The sequence below is a fragment of the Pseudanabaena yagii GIHE-NHR1 genome (genome assembly GCF_012863495.1).
Lineage (GTDB): Bacteria > Cyanobacteriota > Cyanobacteriia > Pseudanabaenales > Pseudanabaenaceae > Pseudanabaena > Pseudanabaena yagii.
The window spans coordinates 155,967-174,622 of sequence record NZ_JAAVJL010000001.1; the positions used below are offsets into that span (position 1 = coordinate 155,967).

Genomic DNA, 18,656 nt, shown 5'->3' on the forward strand with positions numbered 1-18,656 from the left:
TACAGCAGCATGACTACTAATCTTGTCAAACCAATAGCAGAAAACTTTTGGAGTGCATATAACATTCGCCTAGAACCTTGGAGTATTGGCTACGATGCCCCTGTTAGTATCAATCCTGAAGAGATTCCTACTAGTGACAAGGTTAATACGGAAGTCGAGGTTGGTAATAGTGATTGGCAGCCAATCCGTAATGCGATCGCGCCAGATCTTCCCAATCAGCTTTTATTTATCGATGGAAGGTTGCGAATCGATGCTAATTTTCTAGGTCGGCGTGATGATGAGATTTTGTATGGAGCTTTCGCAACGATCTCCGTAGGGGCAGTTCTAGTTGATCGAACGATTAGCCGTGCTAAATGTATTGCCACCGAGGTTAAGCGGATTATTGCGATCGGGGGTAACTTAAATCCACCTGTCACAATCATTCCAGCGCCGATGAGTGGTCGGGGTGAGCTTAAATATGATTACTGTCTCACGAGTAGTAATAATGATTCGGATACGCCTTCACAAATAGTACAAAGTGCAATGCTTGATGAAGAGCTTCGCATTGCCAATGAACTATCCTTAAATAAAGAACTCATCAAAGAAAATACCTTGATTGTGCGTGATGGACCGTTACTCTATCGCGTTTATCAAACCCCCTTCGATACGATTGGCTATGTCAAAACGATGGGTAAGGCATATCTCAAAGGGGAAAATGCTCAAGTCTTACGATCGCTCAAAGTTGGCGAACGCACACCTATTTTTCGGATTTCTAATAGCAATGGTTCTAATCTCAGTTGGTACTTGCGCTCGGGAAGCAAAGATTTAAATTACAAGAAATTGGGCTACCACGATTTGCATGGCATCATTCGCATCGATCTCGATGGGAGCATTCCTCTAGAACGTGCGAAGGCGATCGCTGACCAAAGTACCTATTTAATTCCGCAATATGCCTCCCACCCTACTCGAGATCCCCGTGCACCTCAAAACTTAACTCCTGTTGGTGCATTAGAGAAAGAATTAGGAAGAAGAATGGGTAGTCGTGAATTAATTTCTCGACGTTTACGTGATTTTCTGGCTGACTCTGCCTATAGTCCTGTCTAATGCCATCTTTACATAAGTTAAGGATAGGCGGCGCAAAGCGCCGCCTATCCTTAACTTATGTAAAGTAATGTAGCCCTTGGGGGTAACATAGATTTAATGCTAAGTCCTTTCTCCTACAGCAATTTTCGATCAAAAGAATCTGAAGCAATTTCCTGAAAGTGTTACTTTACTTTGTAGCACTTTCAGAAAATTGCTTCAGGGCTGAGCTTAAAGCGCTGTAAGTTTTTGTAGCTTTCTATATTTAACCTTTTAGACCATATTGAAATGCTTCCCAAACGCACAAATTTTAAAGCGATCAACTTTGTTTTAGTTACTGTTGTTGGCTTATTATTTGATGCGTCAGGGATATTTTTTGCATCTCTAAATAACCAAAATGTGCAGGCTCAGGGGGGTATTCAGGTACGTGCCGATCAATGGTTACGGGTGGATCAAGTATCAGGTAACGTTGTCTATCGCAATTATTATAACTATGCCAATCGTCCCGCTAGAGTAGGCGATCTCTTGCAAGTTCCTAGCGACGAAATCTCTACAGGTGCTAATAGTTCGGCAATTTTGAGCGTAGATACAGGTGTGGGTTCCATCTATGTTGCCGAAAACACAACCATCAAAATTAATTCCTTTCGACTTGCCTCGGATAACGGTCGCATCACCAATTTATTTGTTTCGCGGGGTAGAGCAAGATTACAAATTCGCAAATTCACCAATCGCGGCTCACAACTGAATATCCAGACCCCTGCGGGTATTAGTGGGGTACGCGGTACTAAATATATTGTAATTGCCAAACCCAATGGCAATATGATCATTACGACCTTTGAGGGTAGTGTCGCGACTACTGCTCAGAAACGGACAGAAATGGTGAATGGTGGATTTCAGAATTTGACAGTTGTGGGAGAACCGCCCTCTCGTCCTGTCCCCATTAGCAATGATGCCAGTTTTAGTTATGTGATTACTAGACAATCAACAGGGGCTGGGCGTTCTATCTTATTCATAGGTTACACAAATCCTTTTAATGCTGTAAAAGTTAATGGGCAGGAGCAAGCTCTAGATCGTAATGGTAATTTTTCGATACAATTCCCAGCAACTTCAAACCTTAAAGTGAATGTAACGGTGGAAACCCCTCAGGGAAAAATACAAGTCTATGAGATTCCAATTCTCTGAGTTTATTTCGCAACTATTCTCTAAAGCATGGACGAATCGTAGTTTCGGGAGAATACGATCGCGTGTAGTGAGATTAGTTTGGCGAGCATTACCGACCATATTTGCCATAGTTATTATCATTCCCTTTGTTTACTTTCAGACGTTACAACCCCTTGAGTTTTGGGTTTACAACAGTTTTACGACTTGGCGAGGCGATCGCCCTTGGGATGATCGGATTGTGATTATTGCCATTGATGATGCCAGTATTAGTAAGTTGGGGGGATTTCCTTGGACACGCAATCGCTATGTACAGCTTTTGCAAAAGCCGAGCCTAAAGGCAGCAAGTGTAATTGGTTTTGATATTTTATGGTCTGAAACGAGTCCCGCCGATCCACAACTTGCCGAGATTATAGGTCGCTATCAACGGGTAGTTCTATCTATGGCTTGGAACAAGTCGGGAGAAGCCCTATTACCTACGGATGAGCTAAGTAATGCTGGCGTAGCGATCGGGCATATTCTCAAACGTGAAGATAGTGATGGGATTGTGCGGCAAATGGATTTGCAAATTCACGATATTCCTGCTTTAAGTGTGGCGATGTTGCAAACCTATGAGTTGACTACTGCGGCTCTATCCCATTTACCTAGTCTGAGACAACCTCTAACAATCAATTGGACAAAACGCATTAAAGATATTCCCCATATATCTTTTAGTGATGTTCTCGATGACAAGATTCCTGCATCTGCCTTTCGCAATAAGATTGTCTTAGTTGGCGTGACTGCTTCAGGAATCGATGGCTTAGTCACTCCCTTTGACCGCAATCCGCCAGCCAATGGGGTACATTTACATGCGGTGCTTTTGCAAAATCTCCTGCAAAAAAATTCACTGACAATTGCTAATAATCAAGATGTTTGGAGCATTGCCCTATTAATCAGCTTTTGTATGAGTTTGCTGCTACCTAGACGCAATCTTTGGCTAGGATTCATTAGTGCCTCCATAATTTCTGGGCTATGGTTTGCGATCGCCTTGATTGCTTTTAATTTCAACTATTGGATTATTAGTGCTGTACCAATCCTGATGTTGCTATTAACAAATGCAGTAATTGCTCTCCAAGAGCGTTGGCAAGTCCAGCGATCGCTCAACTACGCCAAGTCTCAAATCTTCTATGATGCTACCCATGACCGCTTGACAGGACTATTTAATCGCGCCCTGATTGAAGAGAAGTTACAAAATCTCATGTTTCTCGATCAAGCATTATCTCCACATACTTATCCCGCAAATGTGAAGCATCGGCTATTAGCAGTTCTATGGATTAATATCGATCGCTTTAAAAATATCAATGACATCTTTGGTCATCCGATTGGGAACCTGCTCTTAGTTGAGGTGGGTAAGCGTTTACAAAGTTGCATTCCAATCACCGCTTCAACAGCGCGGTTTGGCGGTGCTGAGTTTGTGATTCTCTTAGAAAATTTAGCCAATGAGCAATTGGCGATCGATATTGCCGATCGCATTCAAAGTAGACTGCAAGAAAAATTTATCCTTCAAGGTCATGAGATAGAGATTGCCGCAAATATTGGCATTAAGTTCCATGAAGTGGAGCCACCAGTTGAGCAAGGGGATATCGCGCCAACGCATGAACAAATACGCGAACAGAAACCTGCGGAACAGATTTCTCCTGAGACTATTCTCCGAGATGCTGACACAGCAATGTTTTACGCCAAGAAGCTCGGCAACTCATACACTAAAGTGTTTGAAATTTCCATGCGCGAACGGGTTCTTGAAAGACTCCAGTTAGAAAAAGATTTACGCCAAGCCGTAGCGATCGCTCAAGATCCGCAAAATCAAGATCCACAAAATCAAGAAAATCAAGAATTTCTGATCTACTATCAGCCTATCGTCTCACTAAAAAATATGCGGATCGTGGGACTAGAAGCCCTAATTCGCTGGCGACATCCCCAACGCGGCTTAATTTCTCCCACCTATTTTATTCCCCTTGCCGAAGAAACAGGTTTAATCATTCCCATTGGTGATTGGATTATGCGGAATGCTTGCTATCAGCTTAAATCTTGGCATCAACGCTTTACTAACGCCAAGGATATCACCATCAGTGTGAATCTTTCGCCGAAGCAACTTGCCCAAGATGATGTGCTAGATAAATGTCTAAATACGCTCCAAGAAATAGAGCTAGAGCCGCAATATCTAAAAATCGAACTCACTGAAAGCTCAATTATGGAAAATCCTAATTTTGCGGTGAGTGTACTTCGGAAAATGCAGCAAGCAGGCATTAACATCTACATCGATGATTTTGGGACAGGTTATTCATCCCTTGCTTATCTGCACAAGTTTCCCTTTGATGGCTTAAAAATAGATCGTTCCTTTGTGAATAATATTCATGCTGATAATAATGGTACAGAAATCCTTCAAGCAATTATCTCGCTCGCCCAAAGTGTAAATGCCCATATCGTGGCAGAAGGAATTGAGAGTCTAGCGCAGTTAAACTATTTGCAAGATTTACTACAAGAAGGCGATGGTCAAGGATTTTTTCTGTTTCGCCCCCTTGATCTCAAAGGAATCGAGGCGATTTTACAAACTTCCATGTAACCCAAAATATAAGTAGCGGCACGAAGTGCCGCTACTTATATTTTGGGTTTGCGATAAGGCTCTTACGGATAAAAAATGTCCCACCAAAGTTATCTAGCTTCGACTTCGCTCAGCTAACGTTGGCTGAGCGAAGCCGAAGCCAGAGGTACTTTAATTAATAGCAAGTCCCTAAACACTTGCCAAACATTGAAGTAAGGTCTGAATTTGACTAGTTGTATGAGTTGCCATCAACGTCAGGCGGATACGTGCAGTTGGTACTGTCGGTGGACGAATCGCAGGAGCAAAGATGCCATTGTGACGCAAGTGTTGGGCAATTTGCATCGTTAATTCGATATCACCAAACTCGATCGCCATAATTGGAGAATCACAAGCGATCGCCTGAATTCCTAAATCCTGTAATCCCTGTTTCAAAAATTCGACATTTTGCCAAAGTTGCTGACGGCGCTCAGGTTCGGTTGTGACAAGATTAATCGCCGCGATCGCAGCAGCCGTATCCGCAGGCGAAAGCGCTGTGGTATAGATCCAAGTCGCCGCCCGATTGCGTAAATAATCGATTAATTTTGCTGAACCAGCGACATAACCACCTAAACTGCCCAAGGCTTTACTCAGGGTTCCCACCTGAATTAGCTCCTGCTCAATTCCTACGGCATTGGTTAAACCGCCACCGCGATCGCCAAATACGCCTGTTCCATGAGCCTCATCGACGAGCACCATACAGTCATAGCGATCGGCTAAGTCCATAATTTCCTGCAATGGGGCAAGGTCGCCATCCATACTAAACACACTGTCGGTTGTAATCAGACAACGACGGTATTTGGCGCGATTTTCTTGCAATTTGGCAGCAAGGTCAGCGATATCGAGATGTAAATAATTGATCGCCTTTGCGCCGCTAAGTAAACTTCCTTTTTTCAGACAAGAATGATTATATGCATCGCCTAAAACTAAATCGCGTGCGCCGACAATGGCGGAGATAGCTCCCAAATTTGCTAAATAGCCTGAGCTAAAAACGAGAGCTGCTTCTGTATTTTTGAGATCCGCGATTGCTTGTTCCAATTGCTCATGTAAAGCCAGATGTCCTGTCACCAAGCGCGATCCCGTCGAGCCAGTGCCATACATTTGTGTAGCGCTCATAGCAGCTTCAATCAAACGGCGATCGCTAGCTAGCCCCAGATAGTTGTTACTGGCAAACATCAGCATTTCGCACCCATCAATGGTCGCGATCGTTCCCGCCTTGCTGGTGATCGTTTGCGTGGAACGATACCAATTAGCTTTATGGATTGAGGCTAAATTGCGATCGAGCCAGTCGTAGGGCGTAGATATGGGTTCGGTCTTCACACTTCTTTACAAATCAGTTTAAAATTGGATGCAAGGAGTAAGTGACGCATCGCGCCATTGATCCTACCGTTATTATCAAGGTTTAAAAAATGACTGTTGCATATCCTCGCAAACTTCGTGGACAGCTAAGCGCCCAAGACATTCTTGATCAAGTGGTGCGTCAGCGTGAAATCCACATGGTAACGATCAATCGTTATCGCTATAGTGAACAACGTAGCTGCAAAGATCTTACCGACTTGATTGAAAGACTAGATGGCAAGCCACGGGATTTAATCAAAGATTTATCGCACCACATTGCCGATGAATCTCGTCATGCACTCTGGCTGACCGATCTACTCTATAATCTTGGTGAAGATATTGGTACTCCCCCCGGGACTTCCTACATTGATGAGTTTGAGCGATTGATTAGCTATGAAACCATTGGGACTGATCCTGAAGATGGCATCATTGAATCTTTAGCAGCGATCAATGTCACGGAAAAGCGTGGTTGTGAGTACTTTGCAGCTCATGTGCGATCGCTCCAAAAAGCAGAGCAAACCTCTGAAAATATTAAGATTCGCGAAACTATCGAAAAGATTCTCCCTGAAGAAGTGGCTCACGTTCGTTGGGGAAATCGCAAACTCGCGGAAATTGCCAAAAAGAGTGAAGCTCACTATGTCAAGGTTGATACCGCTAAGCGCAAATATGCTGCGATCGAGCAAGCTGCCTATGAATCAGGAATGGATGTTCTTGCTGGTGCTGAGGTTCGCCGCATGGAGAACTTGATGAAAATTGCCGATACATTGCCAATCTGGCAACGTCCTCAATATCTCATCGATCAACTGCCTAAGACCCTATTCTCGCCTGAATTGCAAAAGACAAGAATCGAACTTGCTCGCAAAGCATGGGAAAAAGACCCTTCTTCTTTTGTGGAAAAGTTTATTCCCATGTTCTTTAATGCCAATCTCAAAGATACAGCGCATAAGGCTGGAACCTATTAGTCCAAAAGAGAGTGGTGCTTTGCACCACTCTCTTTTAAGTTGCAAAATGCTGAAAAGCCGATCGCATTTCTAAGCCATCAATTTGATTGCCTTCGATAATCTCGCCAATGATTGCTGAATTGGGTAATTGATGGACAAATGGTTCGGCGAGTTTAAAGGGCATACATAAAACAAGTTCAAAGTCTTCTCCCCCATACAAGACCCAATCTAAGGCGCGATCGCCTGCCAAAATGCGGATGGCGCGGTGAATCGGCAATGAACGCCAAAATATTTTCGCCCCAACTTGACTGGCGCGACAAATTTGGGCGATCGCATCGGCAAGTCCATCGCTACTATCCATGCCTGAGATTGGGAAATCCTTTAAATGATTATGTTGTTTGAGCAGTTTGTGTAAAAGGGCGATCGCATCAAAACGAGGAGTTGGACGCTGATGGTAACGACAAATTGCTTGCTCTAGAGCTTTTCCTGACAAAATACAATTGCCAATTTTTAAGTTCGCCAATAACTTCTCTTGCAAGTTTTCGTGTAACAGAAGTTCTAACCCTGCCTTAGAAAGACCATGCAGTCCCGTCATCACAATGGCATCACCAACTCTTGCAGTATGTCGTTGGATAATTTGATTTTGGGGAACCTGTCCAAATGCCGTCACTGATAAAGTCCGAATTGGCGATCGCACTGTATCCCCACCCACTAACTCTGTGCCATAGGTTCGCAAACATTCACTAAAGCCCCGATATACCCCTTCAATCCACGCAACTGTGGTATCAGATGGTAAGCCAACGGACATGACTACTCCCCAAGGTTTAGCTCCCATTGCGGCTAAATCTGATAAATTCACGGCAGCAGCACGCCAACCGACATCTTCAGGACTAGTAGTGCGATCGCTAAAATGCACACCATCCACCAACATATCTGTAGTGACGACCATCTGATGCTCAGTTAAAGTCCCCCCCATCGGTGCGGCATCATCGCCAACAACTTCACTACAATATTGCCGAAAGATTTTCAGCAATCCTTGCTCACCTAAATTTTTAATCGTTTCTGTCATCTATAGCTATTGATAGCCCTGAGCAGTTTCTTAAGAAGACTGCTCCAGTTTTTGCTTAATTAAATTCTCAATTTCTTGCAGATCGGTTACTGACTGAGGCATCGCAAATATTTCTGACGATGTGTTTACCGTAAAGCGATCGACAAAGATCCGAAATGCTTCTCTATCACTGGGATTCTTAATCACATAAGTTCGTAATTCTTTCTTAGTCATTGTGTTGAAATTTAGATTAATCACAAGAACCTCCAAAGACCATTACGATAAATCTCTATCTCTATATTATCCCCAGCTAGTATAAATACATTACCTGTTCGCTCGTCCAATCTTACTAAAAAAATAGTCGTAAAAGTACTTGTTAACGATTGACATAAAATTACGCAAATAATCCCTTGCTCAGAAGTTGGCAAAATCAATAAACTCCACAGGATTAACATCATTTTTGATAGCGCAGCTTCGCCGCGCTATCAAAAATCTAGTTCTTATTTTACGACGAAGTCCTTGTGAATATTAAGGATAGAAAGTTAGCTTAGGTAAAGCTAATGATTCTTCCCAACCCATCATGATATTCATGCATTGCACCGCTTGGGCGGCTTGACCTTTCATCAGATTATCGATCGCTGAAACGACAATGACGCGACCTGTGCGCGGATCAACTTCCACACCGAGATAGCAGAGATTTGTACCCAAAGCCCATTTCGTCTGCGGAAAGATATTTTTGGGTAATACCTGTACCCATTCAGAATTGCGATAAAAGGATTTATAGATCGTGAGAATATCGTCCTTAACTAAACCGGGGTCGCGTAATTTGGCATATACCGTCGATAGAATGCCGCGTATCATCGGAATTAGGTGCGGAGTAAATTGCACCAGCACCTCTTGACCTGCCAGATCGCTACAAACCTGTTCTATTTCTGGCGTATGGCGATGGTTTGCAATTCCGTAAGCTCCCAGAGATCCGTCAGCTTCGGCTAGCAATAAATTGGTTTTCGGTTGACGACCGCCACCTGATGTTCCCGACTTAGCATCAATAATAATCGTACTAGGATCAACTAATCCCTGTTTGAGCAAAGGTTGTAAAGCTAATAAGCTTGCCGTTGGATAACAACCTGCACAACCAACGAGATTAGCAGTAGCAATGCGATCGCGATAAATTTCTGGCAAACCATACACAGCTTTAGAATTGACCTCGCCATCGGTGCGTGTCTCTTTGTACCAAGATTCATAGACTTGCAGATCGGTGAAGCGATAATCGGCAGATAGATCCAGTACTTTGCAGCCCTTAGCTAATAGCCTTGGAGCAATTTTGCTAGCAAGACCATTTGGTAATGATAAAAACACGACTTGGGCGCGATCAGCGACCTCTTCTGGTTCGATATTTTCGATTGGTAAATTTACAGCATGGGAGATATGTGGATAAAGATCCGCAAAATTTTGACCAACAGAACCGCTTCCACCCATATAGGTAATGTCCACTAATGGATGCTCTAGCAGCAATCTGACCAATTGGATGCCACCGTAACCTGATGCGCCAATAATACCTACAGGGATACGATTCTGTGCGCTCATAAATTTACTCCATCAAAATATTAAAAAATGCTATGCGAGTTTGGGGTAATAACTTAGCACAAGCCAAGTATTTAACCTCAATTCATGTTTGGGAAATACTGGATTTGCGATCGCCGAGGATATGCAGTGTAAAGATAACGCATCTGCATCCTATGTAATCACCGTAAATTGGAAAGATGCTTTATGTAGAAACATTTTATGCATAATTGCAAGTTTTCGGTTCCATGTCCAGCAACTTAGTCTCAGCCCAGGAATTTCTTGGAGTGATGAAAATGTACCGAGAATATGGTGAGGCTCTTTAATTTTCAAAATCGTTGGATCAAGATTTCGGTATTATAGCAATGAACATTTGTTACAAGATTGACAAATCACCTAAGTGGGTGAAGAAATATAACTTTAATTCGTGTGAAGTTTTGGCAGGGTAGATATTAGTTGAGAAAAATAACTAGCTAAAAGCATTGTCCTACTTATCTATTTTGAAATCACACCTAGTGATTTAACATCAATAAAACCTAACAAAGTACGACCAAGAATCTGATGCTAGATTTAGCGAAAATAACTAGTCATCATTAGGGGAAAATATGTTTAACCGCTCTAACTAACCTTACATAGTGATAATCAATGTTAGAAATAGGTTAAATCTTAGGATTATTTCTTTCGTATTTCCATACATTTCCTATATCTGTATAATTTCATTTTGTTATAATTTTGGAAAACTCCTAATATTTCTAAAATTATTTTCAAGTATTAGATAATATTTTTGTCCAATATGTTTAAAAATGTACGACAATAAGAAAGTAATTCTTAAACAGATTAAAACCACCAAATTTGTCAAATCACTCCTTATTAGTTTTAAAGAGAGATTTACAATTTTGAAACCTTGAAATTTCTGATAATCCTATGACAGACACTGTAACTGCTCCTTTAACAGGAAAGGCTCTCCTTCAAAAGGCAAAAGAGCTAAATAACTTGCCTAAACGTGAACAAGCCAAAAAATGTGGTTATTTCACTAGGGGGAAAGATGGCGTAGACCGAGTTAATTTGACAGAGTTTTATGAAGCAGTGCTTGCTGCTAGAGGCTTTGCCATTAATCCTGAACAGAATAAAGATGGTCGTGGACGCGAACCAACTTTCCGTGTTAGCGTTCATAAAAATGGTCAAATCGTGATTGGTTCTACCTATACAAGGTCAATGGGGTTGAATGAAGGGGATGAGTTTGAAATTAAACTAGGATATAAGCATATCCATCTGATTCAGTTGACTAATGATCAACCAGAAGATGGCGAAGAATAAATATATCGATCTACTTCTATATACAAGTTATGTTTAAGCTTATAGTCTGTAAATCATATTTATGAGAAAACTTAGACTTGTATTTTAAGTAACTATTTAACTAGTAAAACTAAGCGAGAAGATTGATACTGCTTAATATGGAGTAGTTCATTTTCTCGTTTTTTTATTTATTCTGATTTTTAATATAACTTTTGCTTTCTAGGATTCCTTTCTATGCAGCTTGTAGATACCCATGTGCACATTAACTTCAAAGATTTTCAGGCTGATCTCAATGCAGTGCGCGATCGCTGGTTGAGTAATGGTGTCACCAAACTCGTACATTCCTGTGTTAGCCCTGATGAATTTCCCCAACTGCAAGCGATCGCCGATCAATTTCCTGAAGTCAGCCTAGCGGTTGGGCTACATCCGTTAGATAAAAATTTGAATACAACGGGTTGGCATCCTGAAATTGGCGATCGCATTAAGTCATTAGCTAGTAGTGAACCGAGGGTAGTAGCGATCGGCGAGACTGGTTTAGATTTTTTTAAGTCAGATAATGAAGCTGCTCAAATCGAAGCCTTTAAATCGCAACTACGCACTGCGCGATCGCTAAATTTGCCCGTGATTATTCATTCGCGTGAAGCCTCAGTCGCGACTCGTCAAGTATTGCAAGAAATTAATGCCGAAGCGCCCCAAGAACCAATTCGTGGTGTAATGCATTGCTGGGCGGGGAATCCAGAGGAAACACAATGGTTTGTAGATCTGGGGATGTATATCAGTTTTAGTGGTGTAGTAACGTTCAAAAATGCCCATGACTTGCATGAGTCAGCAAAATTTGTGCCAAGCGATCGCCTTTTAGTAGAGACCGATTGCCCATTTCTCGCACCAGTACCAAAACGTGGCAAGCGGAATGAACCTGCCTATGTCCTACATGTTGCTGAGCACGTCGCTAAGTTACGAAATGTTGAGTTAGTCACTCTCGCTGAACAAACCACAAATAACGCTTTTACTTTGTTTTCGCTTGCATAAGATGGGTTTAGAAAGGTTGCCAAGCAACCTTTCTAAACGGAGTTTGTATTGAGCGGCACTCGTAAGCTCACTCAACAAACCGCTAAAATTGATTCATGCAAATATATCTAGATCACGGTGCTACTAGCCCTGCGCGTCCAGAAGTCATTGAGCTAATGACAGAAGTAATGCGATCGCAATGGGGCAATCCCTCTAGCCTCCATGCGTGGGGTGAGCGTTCAACAATGGCGATCGAACGTGCACGCTTGCAAGTGGCAAGTTTGTTAAACGCCGATCCTGAAGGCATTATTTTTACTTCGGGGGGAACAGAGTCAGACAATATGGCTTTGATGGGGATTGCGCGGCAATATCGAACACCACAGCACATGATCATCTCATCGGTGGAACATTCCGCCGTGCGTTTGCCTGCTCAATATTTAGAACAACATGGTTGGGAAATTACCAGATTATCTGTCGATCGCGATGGGAAAGTATCGCCTCAAGATTTAGGGCGATCGCTACGTCCTAATACAGTACTAGTGTCAGTAATTGCTGCTCAAAATGAAGTGGGTACAATTCAACCGATTGATAAGCTTGGTCAAATTTGTCGCAATGCTAATGTGCCATTTCATACTGATGCGGTGCAAGCGATCGCGAAGATAGACATCAATGTTCAGACTTTACCGATCGATTTGTTATCTCTATCCGCCCATAAGTTCTATGGCACACAGGGGATTGGTGCGTTATATATTAATCCGCTAATTATTCAAAAACATGGACTAGTTCCCCTCAACCTAGGTGGTGGACAAGAACGTGGTTATCGCTCAGGGACACAGGCTGTTGCCGCGATCGCAGGATTAGGGCTTGCTGCTGAACTAGCCGCCAAGGAATTAATGAGCGAATCACAACGCCTTACAAAATTGCGCGATCGCCTCTATGCATTACTAGATGACATCCCTGACCTCGTTCCCACAGGAAGCTCAGACCGATTACCCCATCATCTGAGCTTCTATCATAAATACCTTGATGGTCGTCGGCTTGTGCGGGAACTCAATTATGCAGGAATTGCAATTAGTTCTGGTTCAGCATGTAGTAGCGGTGCGATCGAGCCAAGCGCCATCCTATTAGCAATGGGATATTCTGATTCCGAAGCTAGAAATAGTATTCGCCTCACCCTCGGCAAATCCACCACCGAAGCCGATATCGAGTGGACAGCATTGGCAATACATCAAATTCTGAGCCGCGTTTAAGAAATATAGCCATAAGGGACTTGCTATTAGTACCTGTGGCTTCGACTCCGCTCAGCCAACGTTAGGGACTTGCTATTAAAGTTAAAGTACCTGTGGCTTCGACTCCGCTCAGCCAACGTTAGGGACTTGCTATTAAAGTTAAAGTACCTGTGGCTTCGACTCCGCTCAGCCAACGTTAGCTGAGCGAAGTCGAAGCTAGATAAATTTGTTGGGACATTTTTTATCCGCAAGAGCATAAGGTAGGTTTGCCTGCTCCGCAGGCAAACCTACCTTATAGTCGTAAATATACTTACGGCACAACGAGAACAGGACAAGGAGAAAGATTGATCACCTTCTGGCTTACGCTGTGCTCCTCAGGATGTTCTTCGGTCAAGCTAACTCCCCGTGAACCCATGACAATTAAATCAGCATTAATTTCATCGGCAAAATCGCAAATTACAAAAGCAGTCTTGCCCTCAGCAACTTTGGTCTGAACGGAAATACCGACTTCAGCAAAATAAGTCTTGACTTCTTCGATTAAATCTTGGGATGAAATGCGATCGCTATCGTTAGCATCAGGCTCCGTAACCGACAGTACATATAGTTGCGCCTGATATTTCTGTACCAGATCGATCGCGACGGCTACAGCTTGGCGGGTTTCTTGACTTCTGTTTAAAGGGAATAAAACAGTTTTAAACATAATTCCTACCTAACACTGCAATTCAGTCAACAAATTTGGGATTTGAGAAATTTTTATTCTCTTTATTCCATTTTAGTAACGAACATGTCGCAAGGATTTAATTTTCTTAATTTTTAACATGATATAGCAATCCTAAATGGTTTGTGGAAGCGCACCCCAAAGGGGTGCGCTTCCACAAACCCAAAAATCTACAAATGATTTAGGACTGCTATAGGTAATTCAGAATAGTTATAAATAAAACCCAGATTGCTATGCCGCCCGCGTAGCGGGCGGCATAGCAATCTGGGTTTTGCTTAACTACTTAGTTATTATAACCAGCTTTACGCGATCCTCCAATGACTAGATAATTCTACTTAGAAACTATTTGTAAAATTCTGACCTTCGCTAAAAATACTGATTGAGTTCCCCTTCCCCCTTATGAGACTACTTTGTATATAAAAGTCATAAAACCTAGTCAAGTCAACATTTATTCGCCCCCTAGCCCCCAATTCTGGGGGAACAAGAAAATAACATTCTTTCAAAGTCCCCCAGAATTGGGGGATTTAGGGGGCTTAGATAAATTGAAACGTAGACAGTTAGACTTGTGCGTACACCGTACCTTGTAAAAGGGAGATATTAAAAAAGCCCCTTTTTTAGGGGAGATTTAGGAGAATCCCAACTGTTCAAACAGACTCTTACGTAGTGATAAAAGTTAAGACTTTTATCACTAGTTACGAATTGCGATCGCCATTGCACTAAAGAGAGAAAATTTATGCCACAAGAATCAAACTTACACAATTCAGACACAGCAACTTCCGTTACATCTGTCACAGAAGAACCTGTTCAAGAAAAGATTACTCTATGGGGAGAGATTATTAAAGGTTGGCATTGGGTTGTATTTATCTGGAAAATGATGGGCAGCTTTGGCGGAATTCGTCAATTATTAAGTTCTATAAAGAAGACCGTGATCATGTTAATTAAACGATTATTAATTCAGTTGCAAACTGATAAACGGTAGTACAGCGCTTTGCATTTTCTTAAAACTCAGAGCAACCTTCAAAAAGCTTACAAAGCAAGCTTTTTGAAGGTTGCTCTAGACTCCACAAAACCTAAATAGGTTGTAATACTTAATAAAATGGATAGGAACGCTTTGCGTCCCTATCCACTTTCTCGACAGTAAACACCAGACTTTACTACATCAGTGCTAACATTGCGAGATATATAAAGAGAAAAAAGTCAAAACGGAAGAAGATTATAGATGGATGCCGTAACAAAAATTATCCCTTTTTATGGCAGGGAAATTAAATTAAGAATTGGCACGTTTGCGCCCCAAGCTGGTGGCTCAGTATTAGTCCAGTGTGGGGAAACTGCAATCTTAGTGACAGCGACCAGAGGTCCTGCTCGTGAAGGTGTAGATTTTGTACCCCTCCTTGTTGATTACGAAGAGCGTTTATATGCGGCAGGTCGGATTCCTGGTGGTTTCCTGCGTCGTGAAGGTAGACCACCTGAAAAAGCAACCCTGATTTGCCGTTTAATCGATCGCCCGATGCGTCCTTTGTTCCCCAATTGGTTGCGCGATGATGTGCAGATCGTAGCAACAACAATGGCGATCGACGAAAAAGTTCCCCCCGATGTGTTGGCGGTAACAGGTGCATCGATCGCAGCCCAAATTGCAGGACTCCCCTTCAGTGGTCCAATGGCAGGTGTACGTGTAGGTCTAGTCGGTGATGAATTTATCATCAACCCTACCTATGCTGAAGTAGAAGCAGGCGACCTTGATCTCGTAGTAGCTGGTACTGCTGAAGGAATCATCATGGTAGAAGCAGGGGCAAACCAGTTGCCTGAAGCGGACATGATCGAAGCGATCGATTTTGGTTATGAGGCTGTGCAAGAGCTAATCAAAGCCCAACTCGATCTGATCCAAGAGCTAGGCATTGCACCACCAGACCTTACACCTCCTGAAACTGATCCAACTCTAGAAAACTTTATTGCGGATCAAGTTAAGGATAAAGTTGCCCAAGTAGTTGCTAGCTGTGAAAGGGATCGCAATGTCCGTGATGCTAACCTCGATGCAATCAAAGCCGAGCTACTAGAAGCGATCGCTGCTTTGCCCGATGAAGATCCGATCAAGTTGGCTGCCGATAAGAAGGTGATTAGCGCCACCTACAAGGAACTCACCAAAAAACTAATGCGATCGCAGGTAATTGAGCAGAGCGTGCGGATTGACGGACGCAAGCTCGATGAAGTCCGCCCCATTTGGACAGAGGTCAGCGTATTGCCTCGCGTGCATGGTAGTGGTCTATTTAACCGTGGTCTCACCCAAGTTCTATCGATCGCAACCCTTGGAACCCCCGGTGATGCACAGGAACTTGACGATCTGCATCCCGATGCTAAGAAGCGCTATATGCACCATTACAACTTCCCCCCCTACTCTGTGGGTGAAGCCAGACCTATGCGATCGCCCGGTCGTCGTGAAATTGGTCACGGAGCCTTAGCCGAACGCGCTCTCGAACCTGTATTACCACCTAAAGATAAATTCCCCTATATCCTCCGTGTTGTATCCGAGGTCTTGTCATCCAATGGTTCCACATCGATGGGTTCTGTCTGTGGTTCGACGCTTGCCTTGATGGATGCAGGTGTGCCGATCTCTAAACCCGTTAGCGGTGTAGCGATGGGCTTGATCAAAGAAGGCGATGAAGTTCGTATCTTGACTGACATCCAAGGTATCGAAGATTTCCTTGGTGACATGGATTTCAAGGTTGCAGGTACTGATACAGGTATCACAGCACTGCAAATGGATATGAAGATTACTAGCATCTCCATGAATACAGTGCGTGAAGCGATCACCCAAGCCAAAACTGGTCGCGCTCACATCATGCAAAAGATGCTGGAAATTCTTCCTGAGCCAAGACCACAGCTATCACCCTATGCGCCACGCTTGCTAACAATTCGCATCGATCCAGAGCAAATCGGTATGATCATTGGTCCTGGTGGTAAAAACATCAAGGGCATCACTGAGGAGACTGGAGCCAAGATCGATATCGAAGATGACGGTACGGTGATGATTTCCTCGATGAGTGGCGAAGGTGCGCTCAAGGCGAAACGCATCATCGAAAATATGACCCGTCGTGTTGGTTCAGGTGATGTTTATTTGGGTAAGGTCACAAGGATTATTCCCATTGGCGCGTTTGTCGAGTTTCTCCCTGGTAAGGAAGGAATGGTACATATTTCCCAATTGGCGGAAGGTCGTGTGGGCAAAGTCGAAGATGAAGTTGCCGTTGGTGATGAAGTCTTGATTAAAATTCGCGAAGTAGATAGTCGCGGACGCTTCAATCTCACTCGTTTGGGTATTCACCCCGATGAGGCAGCAGCAGCAAGAGCAGCAGCAGCAGCTAATACATAAAAAAAGAGAAGGGACGCTAAGCGTCCCTTCTCTTTTTGGAAATTAAATGCTAGGACGAGCGATCGCAAAATACAAGTAGTGGCTCTTCGCGCTGCTACTTGTATTTTGGCTACAGATAATTACACCTAGCGACTTATAGCTATAGTCACCTGTATCAGGAAATAGTGTTAAGGTGGCGCAAGCGCTGCCTTAACACTATTTGGGTTTCAAGAATCGCGACAGCTATATGCTAAAAAAGAAAAGGCGTTTAGGGGGTGTATCCAAGTAATGATTGTTAAAGAATTAGATCGTCTAGAACCAAGTGATAAATTTGAGCAAGCAGGATATTACGCTGAATCCCAGCTTGCGTTTTATCTCAAACGTGAATTTAAAGATGATCCACAGTTTCTAATTTTTAATAATCTACGGTTAGTAAAAGCTAATGATGTTTGCCAGATCGATCATTTAGTATTACATCGATATGGAATGGTAATTATCGAGAGTAAAAGCGTTACTACTCGTGTTGAGGTTAATGAGCATGGTGAGTGGAAGCGTTGGTTTAATAATGCTTGGCAAGGAATGCCATCACCAATTTTGCAGGCACAACGACAGGGGAAATTTCTTAAAGATTATTTGGAGAATCATGTTGAGACTCTTCTAAATAAGAACCTTTTGGGCAATCAAACCCATTTCACGAAAATGCCAATTGATGTTTTGGTAGCAATTTCTGATTCTGGAATTATCAACCGTCCTCAGAATGAAAAGCTCGATCTTGTCTGTAAGGCGGATCAAGTTCCTGACAAGGTTAAAGCGATCGCAACGGAATATCGGAAAAAAGATAGTCTCTTCAACCTTAGCTTAGAGATTCCCTATGAGTTTGCTAAAGATGAAATCCCAAGAATTAGTCAATTTTTGCTGACTAGCCACAAACCAGCCGCAACTCATAAAAAAACTGTTTCTGTTGCGCCTAAGGATATTCAGAAACCAGAAATCAAGAATAAGCCGATTATTAAAGAAGCAAAGCCAACTGCAAAGAACATCTGTTCCCATTGTCAAAGTCTAAATTTGTCAATTTTGTATGTTCATAGTTACTTCTTTAAATGTAACGATTGCAGCAAAAATACGGCGATTAAAAATATATGCCCATCCTGTGGCGATCGCGAGAAAGTCAGAAAAAGCAGCCTACAGTTTTTTACTGAATGCGAAAAATGTGGTACTTCACGCTTATTTCATACCAACTCAACAAACACCTAAAACTTTTAGAGAGGGTTTGCTACGCAAACCCTCTCTAAAAGCTCAAAAGTAAAAGCCTTGCTTCGCAAGGCTTTTACTTTCGAC

General features: G+C 42.8%; 17 protein-coding genes. 11 read left to right on the plus strand and 6 right to left on the minus strand.

The genetic code is table 11. From position 1 onward, the window contains the following. Positions 1 to 9 precede the first annotated feature (9 nt). The 3 genes from HC246_RS00740 to HC246_RS00750 all read left to right on the plus strand — a co-directional run bounded on the left by HC246_RS00740 (position 10) and on the right by HC246_RS00750 (position 4,819). Positions 10 to 1,083: a hypothetical protein gene (locus tag HC246_RS00740; RefSeq protein ID WP_169361720.1), complete on the plus strand. Its 1,074-nt coding sequence runs from the start codon at positions 10 to 12 to the stop codon at positions 1,081 to 1,083. A 264-nt stretch (positions 1,084 to 1,347) separates the two neighbouring features. After that, on the plus strand, positions 1,348 to 2,241 hold the full coding sequence (locus tag HC246_RS00745; RefSeq protein WP_169361721.1) for a FecR family protein: 894 nt from the start codon (positions 1,348 to 1,350) through the stop codon (positions 2,239 to 2,241). Beyond that, positions 2,222 to 4,819: a putative bifunctional diguanylate cyclase/phosphodiesterase gene (locus HC246_RS00750; protein WP_169361722.1), complete on the plus strand. Its 2,598-nt coding sequence runs from the start codon at positions 2,222 to 2,224 to the stop codon at positions 4,817 to 4,819. The genes HC246_RS00745 and HC246_RS00750 overlap by 20 nt, the downstream gene beginning before the upstream one ends. A 168-nt stretch (positions 4,820 to 4,987) precedes the next feature. On the opposite strand, the gene bioF is transcribed toward HC246_RS00750, so the two are convergent. Continuing rightward, the gene (bioF, locus tag HC246_RS00755) at positions 4,988 to 6,154 is read right to left on the minus strand and encodes an 8-amino-7-oxononanoate synthase (protein ID WP_318655886.1); all 1,167 of its coding nucleotides are present in this window, start codon (positions 6,152 to 6,154) and stop codon (positions 4,988 to 4,990) included. An 89-nt stretch (positions 6,155 to 6,243) separates the two neighbouring features. Between bioF and HC246_RS00760 the strand changes: the two genes are divergently transcribed. Next, on the plus strand, positions 6,244 to 7,134 hold the full coding sequence (locus HC246_RS00760) for a ferritin-like domain-containing protein (RefSeq protein ID WP_169361723.1): 891 nt from the start codon (positions 6,244 to 6,246) through the stop codon (positions 7,132 to 7,134). Positions 7,135 to 7,168: 34 nt separating this feature from the next. Here the strand turns inward: HC246_RS00760 and thiL are convergent, their stop codons facing one another. From thiL to argC, 4 genes are all read right to left on the minus strand, one after another. Then, positions 7,169 to 8,182, minus strand: a complete 1,014-nt coding sequence (gene thiL / locus HC246_RS00765) for a thiamine-phosphate kinase (protein ID WP_169361724.1) — start codon at positions 8,180 to 8,182, stop codon at positions 7,169 to 7,171. A gap of 30 nt (positions 8,183 to 8,212) precedes the next feature. Continuing rightward, on the minus strand, positions 8,213 to 8,395 hold the full coding sequence (locus HC246_RS00770) for a DUF6887 family protein (protein ID WP_211167588.1): 183 nt from the start codon (positions 8,393 to 8,395) through the stop codon (positions 8,213 to 8,215). Between the two features lie 20 nt (positions 8,396 to 8,415). Then, on the minus strand, positions 8,416 to 8,616 hold the full coding sequence (locus HC246_RS26805) for a DUF6888 family protein (protein ID WP_225902975.1): 201 nt from the start codon (positions 8,614 to 8,616) through the stop codon (positions 8,416 to 8,418). 73 nt (positions 8,617 to 8,689) lie between these two features. After that, positions 8,690 to 9,748, minus strand: coding sequence for an N-acetyl-gamma-glutamyl-phosphate reductase (argC, locus tag HC246_RS00775; RefSeq protein ID WP_169361726.1), 1,059 nt, complete (start codon positions 9,746 to 9,748; stop codon positions 8,690 to 8,692). A gap of 88 nt (positions 9,749 to 9,836) precedes the next feature. Here argC and HC246_RS00780 point away from each other — a divergent pair, with 88 nt between their 5' ends. From HC246_RS00780 to HC246_RS00795, 4 genes are all read left to right on the plus strand, one after another. Beyond that, a complete protein-coding gene (locus HC246_RS00780) occupies positions 9,837 to 10,040 on the plus strand; it encodes a hypothetical protein (protein WP_169361727.1) in 204 nt (67 codons plus the stop codon). Positions 10,041 to 10,648: 608 nt separating this feature from the next. Then, on the plus strand, positions 10,649 to 11,041 hold the full coding sequence (locus HC246_RS00785) for an AbrB family transcriptional regulator (RefSeq protein WP_169361728.1): 393 nt from the start codon (positions 10,649 to 10,651) through the stop codon (positions 11,039 to 11,041). 213 nt (positions 11,042 to 11,254) lie between these two features. Beyond that, positions 11,255 to 12,049 (plus strand): TatD family hydrolase, encoded by a 795-nt coding sequence (locus tag HC246_RS00790; RefSeq protein WP_169361729.1) that lies wholly within the window; start codon positions 11,255 to 11,257, stop codon positions 12,047 to 12,049. Positions 12,050 to 12,144: 95 nt separating this feature from the next. Continuing rightward, positions 12,145 to 13,278, plus strand: coding sequence for a cysteine desulfurase family protein (locus tag HC246_RS00795; protein WP_169361730.1), 1,134 nt, complete (start codon positions 12,145 to 12,147; stop codon positions 13,276 to 13,278). A 289-nt stretch (positions 13,279 to 13,567) separates the two neighbouring features. Here the strand turns inward: HC246_RS00795 and HC246_RS00800 are convergent, their stop codons facing one another. Continuing rightward, positions 13,568 to 13,957 carry a universal stress protein gene (locus HC246_RS00800; protein ID WP_169361731.1) on the minus strand — a complete coding sequence of 130 codons (390 nt, stop codon included), beginning with the start codon at positions 13,955 to 13,957 and terminating at the stop codon, positions 13,568 to 13,570. Positions 13,958 to 14,708: 751 nt separating this feature from the next. Between HC246_RS00800 and HC246_RS00805 the strand changes: the two genes are divergently transcribed. The 3 genes from HC246_RS00805 to HC246_RS00815 all read left to right on the plus strand — a co-directional run bounded on the left by HC246_RS00805 (position 14,709) and on the right by HC246_RS00815 (position 18,572). Next, positions 14,709 to 14,954: a hypothetical protein gene (locus HC246_RS00805; protein ID WP_169361732.1), complete on the plus strand. Its 246-nt coding sequence runs from the start codon at positions 14,709 to 14,711 to the stop codon at positions 14,952 to 14,954. Between the two features lie 240 nt (positions 14,955 to 15,194). After that, positions 15,195 to 17,339, plus strand: a complete 2,145-nt coding sequence (gene pnp / locus HC246_RS00810) for a polyribonucleotide nucleotidyltransferase (RefSeq protein ID WP_169361733.1) — start codon at positions 15,195 to 15,197, stop codon at positions 17,337 to 17,339. A 267-nt stretch (positions 17,340 to 17,606) separates the two neighbouring features. Continuing rightward, positions 17,607 to 18,572 (plus strand): nuclease-related domain-containing protein, encoded by a 966-nt coding sequence (locus tag HC246_RS00815; RefSeq protein WP_169361734.1) that lies wholly within the window; start codon positions 17,607 to 17,609, stop codon positions 18,570 to 18,572. Positions 18,573 to 18,656: the final 84 nt, after the last annotated feature.

What these genes read in the sequence shown, in the direction of transcription:
- HC246_RS00740 (WP_169361720.1), top strand. Translation starts at nt 10, where the DNA reads ATGACTACTAATCTTGTCAAACCAATAGCAGAAAACTTTTGGAGTGCA.
- HC246_RS00745 (WP_169361721.1), top strand. Translation starts at nt 1,348, where the DNA reads ATGCTTCCCAAACGCACAAATTTTAAAGCGATCAACTTTGTTTTAGTT.
- HC246_RS00750 (WP_169361722.1), top strand. Translation starts at nt 2,222, where the DNA reads ATGAGATTCCAATTCTCTGAGTTTATTTCGCAACTATTCTCTAAAGCA.
- HC246_RS00760 (WP_169361723.1), top strand. Translation starts at nt 6,244, where the DNA reads ATGACTGTTGCATATCCTCGCAAACTTCGTGGACAGCTAAGCGCCCAA.
- thiL (WP_169361724.1), bottom strand. Translation starts at nt 8,182, where the DNA reads ATGACAGAAACGATTAAAAATTTAGGTGAGCAAGGATTGCTGAAAATC.
- HC246_RS00770 (WP_211167588.1), bottom strand. Translation starts at nt 8,395, where the DNA reads ATGACTAAGAAAGAATTACGAACTTATGTGATTAAGAATCCCAGTGAT.
- HC246_RS26805 (WP_225902975.1), bottom strand. Translation starts at nt 8,616, where the DNA reads ATGTTAATCCTGTGGAGTTTATTGATTTTGCCAACTTCTGAGCAAGGG.
- argC (WP_169361726.1), bottom strand. Translation starts at nt 9,748, where the DNA reads ATGAGCGCACAGAATCGTATCCCTGTAGGTATTATTGGCGCATCAGGT.
- HC246_RS00785 (WP_169361728.1), top strand. Translation starts at nt 10,649, where the DNA reads ATGACAGACACTGTAACTGCTCCTTTAACAGGAAAGGCTCTCCTTCAA.
- HC246_RS00790 (WP_169361729.1), top strand. Translation starts at nt 11,255, where the DNA reads ATGCAGCTTGTAGATACCCATGTGCACATTAACTTCAAAGATTTTCAG.
- HC246_RS00795 (WP_169361730.1), top strand. Translation starts at nt 12,145, where the DNA reads ATGCAAATATATCTAGATCACGGTGCTACTAGCCCTGCGCGTCCAGAA.
- HC246_RS00800 (WP_169361731.1), bottom strand. Translation starts at nt 13,957, where the DNA reads ATGTTTAAAACTGTTTTATTCCCTTTAAACAGAAGTCAAGAAACCCGC.
- HC246_RS00805 (WP_169361732.1), top strand. Translation starts at nt 14,709, where the DNA reads ATGCCACAAGAATCAAACTTACACAATTCAGACACAGCAACTTCCGTT.
- pnp (WP_169361733.1), top strand. Translation starts at nt 15,195, where the DNA reads ATGGATGCCGTAACAAAAATTATCCCTTTTTATGGCAGGGAAATTAAA.
- HC246_RS00815 (WP_169361734.1), top strand. Translation starts at nt 17,607, where the DNA reads ATGATTGTTAAAGAATTAGATCGTCTAGAACCAAGTGATAAATTTGAG.